Raw genomic sequence first — 9,146 nt, forward strand, 5'->3', positions numbered from 1 at the left:
TGGACGAGAGCCGGCATGATTCTGGAAATATTTTGATCTGATTGTGGCAACGCGAGTGCGACATCGCACCGCACCAAATCCAGAAACGTCGAAATAACAACAGCCAAGCCCTACAATTTACCATGCCACAATGTGGCTCGGTTGCGTTAACCAAGAAACGCTCGTTTTCGGATTTTCTGCTTCCGGTTGCGAATCCGTGACGCCGGCGCGGCAACCCGCAGAACAAATTTGCGGCGCCTCGCAGCGCGAGGACGTCACAGCGACCTCGGGCCGGCTCGAGCAATCCGTCCGCGGAGCAGGCAGGGCTCTGCTCGGTTTGGTTGCGCGGATCAGGGCGAGGCTACCCCGGGGATACGCACCCCGGGCGCCTTCATCGCACGTCCTCAAGGGTGCAGGATCACCTTGCCCATCGCCTGGCGGCCGGCGAGCACCTTCAAGGCATCGGCGGTCTGCGCCAGCGGGAAGGTGCGGTCGACATGCGACGACAGCTTGCCCTCTGCGGTCCACCGCACGAGCTTTTCAAGGTTGGCGCGGTTCTTGGCGGGGTTGAGTCGGGTCCAGGCGCCCCAGAACACGCCGCGGATATCACAGCCCTTTAGCAGCGCGAGGTTCAGCGGCATTTTCGGGATGTCGCCGGCGGCGAAGCCGATCACCAGGAAGCGGCCCTCCCAGGCGATCGAGCGCAGCGCGGCTTCGGCGTAGGTGCCACCGACGGGATCGAAGATGATGTCGGCGCCCTTGCCGTCGGTGAGCCGCCGCAGCCCCTCCTTGAGATCCTCCTTGGCGTAGTTCAGCGTCAGCGTCGCGCCGTGCTGCCTGGCGAATTCGAGCTTCTCGTCCGAAGATGCACAGGCGATGACCTTCAACCCCATCAGCTTGCCCAGCTCGCACGCCGCAAGGCCGGTGCCGCCGGCCGCGCCGAGCACGGCCAAGGTCTCGCCCGGCTTCGGACTGGCCCGATCCTCCAGCGCATGCAGCGCAGTGCCGTAGATGATGATGATGCCGGCGGCGCGGTCGAAATCGAGATTGTCCGGAATCTTGACGATCGACGCTGCTGGCAGCGCGATCTTCTCGCGCGCGCCGTTATGGCCGCAGGAGGCGACGACACGGTCGCCGACCTTCAGGTCGGTGACGCCATCGCCAACGCTTTCGATGATACCCGCGACCTCCGCACCCGGCGAGAACGGGAACGGCGGCTTGATCTGGTACTTGCCCTGGATCATCAGGATGTCGAAGAAGTTCAGCGCCGCCGCCTTGATCGCAATCACAGCCTCGCCGGGACCGGCCACCGGATCGGGCACCTCGGTGAGGACGAGATCGTCGGGCTGGCAGAATTGCGAGCAGAGAATGGCTTTCATTGGCGCTCCTTGGTCGTTGGTGCCGGATCGGAGGTCCGGCTTTGGGAACGTCATGCCGGATTTGCCGCCGCGCCACAATCATCATGAGGCCGCGGCATGTGCGCGGCGCCGGTTCGAGGACGCGGAGCGCCGGACAATCCAGGTCTGCGGCCTTTGCAAGCGAAGCGTTTAGCCGCTATCCATCGCGACCAAGGATCAGCGATTCCGAGCCATTTTCCAGTCACAATATTGGTGGAACGAAGTCGCGGGGGAACTCAACGTATCATGTTGTTCGGGCGATTGTTGACAACGCTGGTCGGCAGCGTGCTGCTGTTCGGAGCACCGAGCCTCGCTGCGGCACAGAGCGCTGCGCCGAGGGCCGCCGCTCCGCAATCGAAGGCGGCACCGAAATCGGAACCGAAGCCAGCCGTCCCGAATATCGGGGGGGCGGAACCGACGCTGATCGGACAGTTCGGCGGCTGGGGCGCCTATACCGCGATGCCCGGCGGCAAGAAGGTTTGCTTCGCGCTGGCCAAGCCGACATCTTCCAAGACCAATCCGCCCAACCGTCCGCGCGATCCTGCCTATGCCTTCGTGTCGACGCGGCCCTCCGAGAAGGTCTTCAACGAGGTCTCGATCATGATCGGCTATGCGCTGAAGCCCGGATCCGACGCCGCGGTGGAGGTCGGCGGCGCCTCCTACGCCATGTATACCCAGGGCGACGGGCTCTGGATCAAGAACGCCGCCGAGGAAGAGCGGATGGTCGATGCCATGCGCAAGGCGCCCGAGGCGGTGGTCAAGGGCGTCTCGGTCAAGGGCACGGAAACCACCGACGTGTTCTCAATGAAGGGCCTGGCCCAGGCGCTCGACCGCATCGCGCAGGATTGCCGCCGGTAGACGGCAGCCGCCGATACCGCTCGCCGGGCGGGTCGCATTTGCCGGCCGGATCGTTATATATGCGCGCTGAAAGCCTTCGGCCGCCGCGGCCGGGCAGCACTTTGGGCCCATCGACATGGCAACGACTGCCGGGCTGCGCGATTCCTCCGCGCCCCTCGAAAAGACTCCGCTCGAAACCTACGTCCCGCCGGCGAAACCTTCGCTGATCGGCCTGTCGCGCGCGGAGCTGGCGGCCAGGCTCGGCGACATCGGCGTGCCCGAGCGGCAGCAGAAGATGCGGGTACAGCAACTATGGCACTGGATCTATTTCCGCGGCGCCAGGTCGTTCGACGAGATGACATCCGTGTCGAAGGACACGCGCACCGCGCTTTCCGAACGTTTCACGGTCGACCGTCCCGAGGTCGTGGCCGAACAGATTTCCAACGACGGCACCCGCAAATGGCTGCTGCGGCTGCCGAGCGGCGACGATCTGCAGAAGGCCCACGAGGTCGAGTGCGTCTACATCCCCGAGACCGATCGCGGCACCTTGTGCGTCTCGTCGCAGGTCGGCTGCACGCTGAACTGCGCGTTCTGCCATACCGGTACGCAGCGGCTGGTCCGCAACCTCACGGCGGGCGAGATCGTGGGCCAGGTCATGGTGGCGCGCGACCGGTTGAACGACTGGGCCGACCGCGAGACCCCGCTCGGCAACCGGCTGATCACCAACATCGTCATGATGGGGATGGGCGAGCCGCTGTACAATTTCGATGCGGTGCGCGACGCGCTGCTGATCGTCTCGGACAACGAGGGCATCGGCATCTCCCGCCGCCGGATCACGCTGTCGACCTCGGGCGTGGTGCCGAACATCAAGCGCGCCGGCGAGGAGATCGGCGTGATGCTGGCGATCTCGCTGCACGCCGTGCGCGACGAGCTGCGCAACGAACTGGTGCCGCTGAATCGCAAATATCCGATCCAAGAGCTGCTGCAGGCCTGCCGCGACTACCCGGGCGCCTCCAACGCGCGGCGCATCACCTTCGAATATGTGATGCTCAAGGGCGTCAACGATTCGCTCGATGACGCCAGGCTGCTGGTCAAGCTGCTCAAGGGCATCCCGGCCAAGATCAATTTGATCCCGTTCAATCCCTGGCCCGGCTCGGCCTATGAGTGCTCGGACTGGGAGCAGATCGAGAAGTTCTCCGAATACGTCTTCAACGCCGGCTACTCCTCGCCGGTGCGCACGCCGCGCGGCCGCGACATCCTCGCCGCCTGCGGCCAGTTGAAGTCGGAGACGGAGAAGCTGTCCGCGCGGGAGCGTCAGGCACTGCGCGCGATGGCGATGACGGATTGATGATTGATCGCGGCTGCATCTCCGAACAAGATCGTCATGCCCGGGCTTGACCCGGCCACCCATCAATTCATCGACTGAATGATGGATGGCCGGCTCAAGCCGGGCCATGACGGGCGAAGAAAGCGGGGCCTCGCTTGGGTAACACGGGTCTAAAGCCATGGCGCTGATTGGCCGTCTCTTCGTGATCGCTTTCGCCTTTCTCGGCGCGTGCTTCCTCGCGGGGCTGATCGTCGTGACCGCGATCCTGTTTCCGGAGTTCGCCGATCTCGGCAACGGCCCGATCGATCAGGGCGCGTTCGAGGTCATCATCGGCTTCGGCTTCATCTTCGTGTCGGGCTTCGCGCTGATCCCGGCGCTGCTGATCTCACTGATCACCGAGGCGTTCTCGATCCGCAGCGTGGTTGCTTATGCGATCGGCGGCGGGGTGGTCGGCGCAGCCTGCTATCTCGGTCTCGTCCCGTTCGATCCCGAGACCTTCCGCTTCGAAGGCATCGTGCGCCGCCATCTCGAGATCCTGACCGGCGCCGGCATCGTCGGCGGACTAGTCTATTGGCTGATTGCCGGGCGCAACGCCGGCCGCTGGCGCGAGCCGCCGCCGCGTCTGCCGCCACCGCCACCATTGCCGTCGGGATCGCCACGTTGAGCCGCCGGCCTTTCCATCGCCACCTGCTTTCGCTAAACCGCGCGTCATGAACCGGACTGGCCTCTTCATCGCATTGTCGCTCGCGCTCGTCATCGGCGTGCTGTTCGGCGTCTATCCCGAGCTCGATCTCAAGCTGGCCGCGCTGTTCTACGATCCGCGCACGCGCAGCTTCCCCTTGAAGCTCGACGGCTATGCCGCGTTCGCGCGCGATGCCGCGATGTGGCTCGCCTGGGGCATCGCGCTGCCGTCCATCGTTGCGCTGGTGGTGAAGCTCATCCGTCCCGACCGGCCCCTGCTGGTGAAGGGCCGCACCATGGCGTTCCTGCTGCTGACCTTGTCGCTCTCGGCCGGCGTGCTCACCAATTTCACCTTCAAATCCTATTGGGGCCGGCCGCGCCCGGTTGTCGTGGCCGAGTTCGGCGGCGACATGCAGTTCGTGCCGTGGTGGGATCCGCGCGGCGGCTGCGGCCGCAACTGCTCGTTCTTCTCTGGTGAGGGTGCCACCGCATTCTGGACCCTGGCGCCGGCCGCGCTGACGCCGCCGGCGATCCGGCCCGTCGCCTACGGCGCCGCTGTCCTGTTCGGCCTCGCCACCTCGGTGTTGCGGATGGCCTTCGGCGGCCACTTCCTCACCGACATCGCCGCCGCCGGCCTCGTCACCTTCATCGTGATCTGGCTGCTGCACGGCTACATCTACCGCTGGCCGTCCACCCGCCTCACCGACGCCGGCATCGACGCCGCCCTGACCCGCTTCGCCTGGCCGGGCTTCCGCCTGATGCGCCGGCTGTTCGGCCGCCGTACGGCGGATACCAGCCCCGCGGCCTGAGCGCGGGCCGGTCACGCTCAGTCGCCATTAAAGGCGTGCCCAGCAACGCAAAATCTGTTATTCGCGCCCGAATTTCTGAACGGCGCAGCCACAAACACGGTTGGACTCTCCCATGACCACGATCCTGAAAAGCCTGCCCAAGGGCGAGAAAGTCGGCATCGCCTTTTCCGGCGGCCTCGACACCAGCGCCGCGCTGCTCTGGATGAAGCAGAAGGGCGCGCGCTGCTTTGCCTACACGGCCAATCTCGGGCAGCCCGATGAGTCCGACTACGACGAGATCCCGCGCAAGGCGGTGGGCTTCGGGGCCGAGAAGGCGCGCCTCGTGGATTGCCGCACTCAGCTGGTGCATGAGGGCATCGCCGCGATTCAGTCGGGCGCCTTCCACATCTCGACCGGCGGCATCACCTATTTCAACACCACGCCGCTCGGCCGCGCCGTCACCGGCACCATGCTGGTCGCCGCGATGAAGGAGGACGGCGTCAACATCTGGGGCGACGGCTCGACTTACAAGGGCAACGATATCGAGCGGTTCTACCGCTACGGCCTGCTCACCAATCCCAATCTCAAGATCTACAAGCCCTGGCTCGACCAGCAGTTTATCGACGAGCTCGGGGGCCGCGCCGAGATGTCGGCGTTCCTGACCGCCAACGGCTTCAATTACAAGATGAGCGCCGAGAAGGCGTATTCGACGGACAGCAATCTGCTCGGCGCCACCCACGAGGCCAAGGATCTCGAGAGCCTCAGCAGCGGCATCCGCATCGTCAATCCGATCATGGGCGTGCCGTTCTGGCGCGAGGATTGCGCCGTGAAGCCGGAGACGGTCGTGGTCCGCTTCGAGGAGGGGCAGCCGGTCGCGTTGAACGGGCAGACCTTCAGCGATCCCGTGGCGCTGTTCCTGGAGGCCAACGCGATCGGCGGCCGTCATGGTCTCGGCATGAGCGACCAGATCGAGAACCGCATCATCGAGGCCAAGAGCCGCGGCATCTACGAGGCGCCGGGCATGGCGCTGCTGCACATCGCCTATGAGCGGCTCGTCACCGGCATCCACAACGAGGATACGATCGAGCAGTACCGCATCAGCGGCATGCGCCTCGGTCGCCTGCTCTATCAGGGCCGCTGGTTCGATTCGCAGGCCCTGATGCTGCGCGAGACCGCGCAGCGCTGGGTAGCGCGCGCCGTCACCGGTGAGGTGACCCTGGAGCTGCGCCGCGGCAACGACTACTCGATCCTCAACACCGAGAGCCCCAACCTGACCTACCAGCCGGAGCGGCTGAGCATGGAGAAGGTCGAGGACGCCGCCTTCACGCCTGCCGACCGCATCGGCCAGCTGACGATGCGCAATCTCGACATCACCGACACCCGCACCAAGCTGAAGCTCTATTCGGATACGGGCCTGCTGTCGGGATCGGAAGGCGCGGAGATCTTCCAGCTCGGCCACGACAAGAGCTGAGTTGGAGCTGTCGAGCGCAATCCGCGCCGTCTCCACCGCTGTCGTCCCTGCGAACGCAGGGACCCATATCCACCGACTGACATGGTGAGAGCCGGCTGCGGCTCCAGCCGTCGCAAAACTGGATCCTGTGAGTATGGGTCCCCGCGTTCGCGGGGACGACACCGAACAGGACGAAACGGATTGCCACTTACAAAAATGGCCGGGATCGCTCCCGGCCATTTTCACTTTTAGATCTGGCGCAACCTCAGCGCGGCGGTGCCACGCCCGGAGGCGGCGGCGGCAGCGCGGCCTGGCCGCCATTGAGCAGCGGCGTGATGCGGCGGACCGTGACGCGCCGGTTGATGCGGCTCGGCCCCTGCGTCTGCTCCTTCAGATACTGCTCGCCATAGCCCTGCGAGGTCAGATTCTCCGCGGGGACGCCAAACTGCTGCGTCATCAGCGTGGCGACCGATTCGGCTCGGCGGTCCGAGAGCGACAAATTGTCGGTCTCGTTGCCGACCGCGTCGGTGTGGCCTTCGATCAGGAAGACCTCGCGCGGGTTGCGCTGGATCGCCTGGTTGAGGCCGTCGGCGATGACCTGCAGCTTCGCCACCTGGTCGGGACCGATCTCCCACGATCCGGTTTCGAAGGTGATCGTGTTGAGATCGATCGACGGCATCAGCTGGCGCACCGACGGGGAGTAGCGGACCTCGTCCAGCGAGTAGCGGCGCTGGACGCGCTCCACCGGTGGCGCGATCAGCGTGTCGTAGATGACATCCGGCGGCGCCTCCTCGGCGTCGACGATGTAGCGGTTGTAGGGGATGCGGATCTCCGGCGGCGGCAGGTCGACATAGAAGCCGCCGACCGCGGCGGGATCGCGATAGGCGTTGTCGATGATGATGATCTCGCGGCCGCCGATATCGCGGCGGATGCGGCGCAGCAGCCGGCCGTCGGCGGCCGTGACCGTGATGATCTGGCTACCGTCGGGGCGGATCACCACCGTGCGCATCTCGCCGCGATCCTCCCGCTGCACGCGGATGTCACGCGCGCCGTAGCGGAAGCGCTCGAGCTCGTCGTGACGCACGAAGGACTGGCCGCTCGGATCGCGCACGATGACGCGTCCCGGCTCGTAGATCAGCGTGCGACCGCCCTCCTGGACCTCGCGGCGCTGGCCGCGGAAATCGTCCAGCCGCTGCGGCCCAGCCATCGGCGCGCCCGGCGCGATCGGCGTGAGCTGCTGTGCCGTCGGCGGTGGCGGCGCCGGGATGGGCGCAGTGACCTGCGGCGGCGGCCGATTGGACATGGCCGGGGGTCCGGCGGGCGGCACAGCGCCCGGACCGGCCTGCGGCGCGCCGGCGGGTCCCGGCCCCGGTCCAGCAGCACCGGGACCTGCCGCTGGAGGCGGCGCACCCGGAGCGCCTGGAGGCGTCCCCGGACGTCCGCCGGGCGTCGGGCTGCCGGACGGCGTTCCTTGCTGCGACGGCGTCTGGGTGGCCGCAGGCGCGGGTGGCGCCGGCGGGGTTCCCGGAGCAGGCGCGACCGTCCCGGCCGGCGCGGTGGGAGCACCCCGCGGCGGGGGCCCGCCTTGCGGGGAGCCAGGCGGCGGGCCACCAGCGCCCGGCCGGCCTCCCGGCGCCGGTCCACCCGGAGCGGGAGTCGGCGCGGCGGAAGGCTGCGGCGACGGGCTTGCGGCCGGCGGCGAATGGGGCGGCGTCGCGCCAGCCGGGGGCGGCGGCGTTCCAGGCCGCTGGCGACGAAGGCGGGGGTGTCACGGCTGACGGCGGCGTTCCCGGCCGCAGGTTCGGTGCCGGACTCGGCGGAGGTGGCGGGGCGGGCGTGGCTACGGGCGGCGTGGGCGGCGTTGGACGCGCGGGAGCAGCCGTCGGCGGGGGCGCAGGCGGAGTCGCAGGACGTGCTGGCTCACGCGGCGGCCCCGGCGGAGGCGCTGGAGGCGGCGGCGTATGCACCGGCGGAGCCGCAACAGGTGGCGCAGGACGCGCCGGCGGAGGTGCAGGCGGCTCGGCCCGTGGAGGCGGCGGCGCCGAATGTGGCGGCTCAGCCCGCGGCGGCGGGACCGTCAGGGGAGCGCATCTGGTTCGTCCTTGCGCTCGGGACCGGGTGGGTTGCGAAAAGGATACACGGTGATGCCGATAGCCGCGCCGAGCGTTGCGATCCGCAGCAGCAGGTCGGCGGGGATGGTGGTGTCGAGCGCGGGGAAGTCGCGGCCGCCTTCGAAGCCATAGGAGAACGTGCGCGACGTGCAGCTGTCCCACAGCTCCCTCGGGGTCTGGGGCAGCGATTCGATCAGCGTAAGGAATTGCTCGGTGGATGTGGTCGGATGCGGGGATCCTGTATCGTTGATCTCCAGCACCAGCAGAAACTCCTGCTCATGCTCCTCATGATGCAGGACATGCGCGTTCTGATGCAGATGCGCGATCAGCGGCGAGAAGTCGGACTTCGACTTCAGGACGAGATCGAGATTGAGGAAGTGCGACAGTGCGGCCATGGGTTCACGCAGATGACTGCGCGCCAGGGGCGCAGAGTGTTTCGCTGTTGATCATCGTACTTGGCCCCAGACGACATCGAGTTCTTCGAATAGATGGCGCTCGACGGGATCGGCCGCCTTGTCCGGGAGCTCGCGAACCTGTTTCAGGTAGGAGCGGATCGCATTGCGCTGGGTGTCGGAG

General features: G+C 66.9%; 8 protein-coding genes. 5 read left to right on the forward strand and 3 right to left on the reverse strand.

What is annotated here, in order from left to right; genetic code table 11:
• Nucleotides 1-383: 383 nt before the first annotated feature.
• The gene (locus QX039_RS18090; RefSeq protein ID WP_315740457.1) at nt 384-1,358 is read right to left on the reverse strand and encodes an NADPH:quinone oxidoreductase family protein; all 975 of its coding nucleotides are present in this window, start codon (nt 1,356-1,358) and stop codon (nt 384-386) included.
• Between the two features lie 264 nt (nt 1,359-1,622).
• On the opposite strand from QX039_RS18090, the gene QX039_RS18095 reads away from it, so the two are divergent.
• The 5 genes from QX039_RS18095 to argG all read left to right on the forward strand — a co-directional run bounded on the left by QX039_RS18095 (nt 1,623) and on the right by argG (nt 6,480).
• Nucleotides 1,623-2,234, forward strand: a complete 612-nt coding sequence (locus QX039_RS18095; RefSeq protein ID WP_315740456.1) for an invasion associated locus B family protein — start codon at nt 1,623-1,625, stop codon at nt 2,232-2,234.
• Nucleotides 2,235-2,349: 115 nt separating this feature from the next.
• Nucleotides 2,350-3,561: a 23S rRNA (adenine(2503)-C(2))-methyltransferase RlmN gene (gene rlmN / locus QX039_RS18100; protein ID WP_315740455.1), complete on the forward strand. Its 1,212-nt coding sequence runs from the start codon at nt 2,350-2,352 to the stop codon at nt 3,559-3,561.
• 157 nt (nt 3,562-3,718) lie between these two features.
• Nucleotides 3,719-4,204 carry a hypothetical protein gene (locus QX039_RS18105; protein ID WP_315740454.1) on the forward strand — a complete coding sequence of 162 codons (486 nt, stop codon included), beginning with the start codon at nt 3,719-3,721 and terminating at the stop codon, nt 4,202-4,204.
• A 46-nt stretch (nt 4,205-4,250) separates the two neighbouring features.
• Nucleotides 4,251-5,030, forward strand: a complete 780-nt coding sequence (locus tag QX039_RS18110) for a phosphatase PAP2 family protein (protein WP_315740453.1) — start codon at nt 4,251-4,253, stop codon at nt 5,028-5,030.
• A 112-nt stretch (nt 5,031-5,142) separates the two neighbouring features.
• Complete coding sequence (gene argG / locus QX039_RS18115) at nt 5,143-6,480, forward strand: argininosuccinate synthase (protein ID WP_315740452.1); 1,338 nt, start codon at nt 5,143-5,145, stop codon at nt 6,478-6,480.
• Between the two features lie 244 nt (nt 6,481-6,724).
• On the opposite strand, the gene QX039_RS18120 is transcribed toward argG, so the two are convergent.
• Both QX039_RS18120 and QX039_RS18125 read right to left on the reverse strand, forming a co-directional pair.
• Nucleotides 6,725-7,762 (reverse strand): OmpA family protein, encoded by a 1,038-nt coding sequence (locus QX039_RS18120; RefSeq protein WP_316219517.1) that lies wholly within the window; start codon nt 7,760-7,762, stop codon nt 6,725-6,727.
• A gap of 774 nt (nt 7,763-8,536) precedes the next feature.
• Nucleotides 8,537-8,965, reverse strand: a complete 429-nt coding sequence (locus QX039_RS18125) for a hypothetical protein (protein ID WP_315750476.1) — start codon at nt 8,963-8,965, stop codon at nt 8,537-8,539.
• Between the last annotated feature and the right edge of the window lie 181 nt (nt 8,966-9,146).

Source organism: Bradyrhizobium sp. SZCCHNR1043, assembly GCF_032489675.1.
Classification (GTDB): Bacteria; Pseudomonadota; Alphaproteobacteria; order Rhizobiales; family Xanthobacteraceae; genus Bradyrhizobium.

Excerpts from the sequence above, each read along its gene's own strand:
- QX039_RS18105 (WP_315740454.1), top strand. The coding sequence starts at position 3,719 with ATGGCGCTGATTGGCCGTCTCTTCGTGATCGCTTTCGCCTTTCTCGGC.
- QX039_RS18090 (WP_315740457.1), bottom strand. The coding sequence starts at position 1,358 with ATGAAAGCCATTCTCTGCTCGCAATTCTGCCAGCCCGACGATCTCGTC.
- QX039_RS18125 (WP_315750476.1), bottom strand. The coding sequence starts at position 8,965 with ATGGCCGCACTGTCGCACTTCCTCAATCTCGATCTCGTCCTGAAGTCG.
- argG (WP_315740452.1), top strand. The coding sequence starts at position 5,143 with ATGACCACGATCCTGAAAAGCCTGCCCAAGGGCGAGAAAGTCGGCATC.
- QX039_RS18095 (WP_315740456.1), top strand. The coding sequence starts at position 1,623 with ATGTTGTTCGGGCGATTGTTGACAACGCTGGTCGGCAGCGTGCTGCTG.
- rlmN (WP_315740455.1), top strand. The coding sequence starts at position 2,350 with ATGGCAACGACTGCCGGGCTGCGCGATTCCTCCGCGCCCCTCGAAAAG.
- QX039_RS18120 (WP_316219517.1), bottom strand. The coding sequence starts at position 7,762 with ATGTCCAATCGGCCGCCGCCGCAGGTCACTGCGCCCATCCCGGCGCCG.
- QX039_RS18110 (WP_315740453.1), top strand. The coding sequence starts at position 4,251 with ATGAACCGGACTGGCCTCTTCATCGCATTGTCGCTCGCGCTCGTCATC.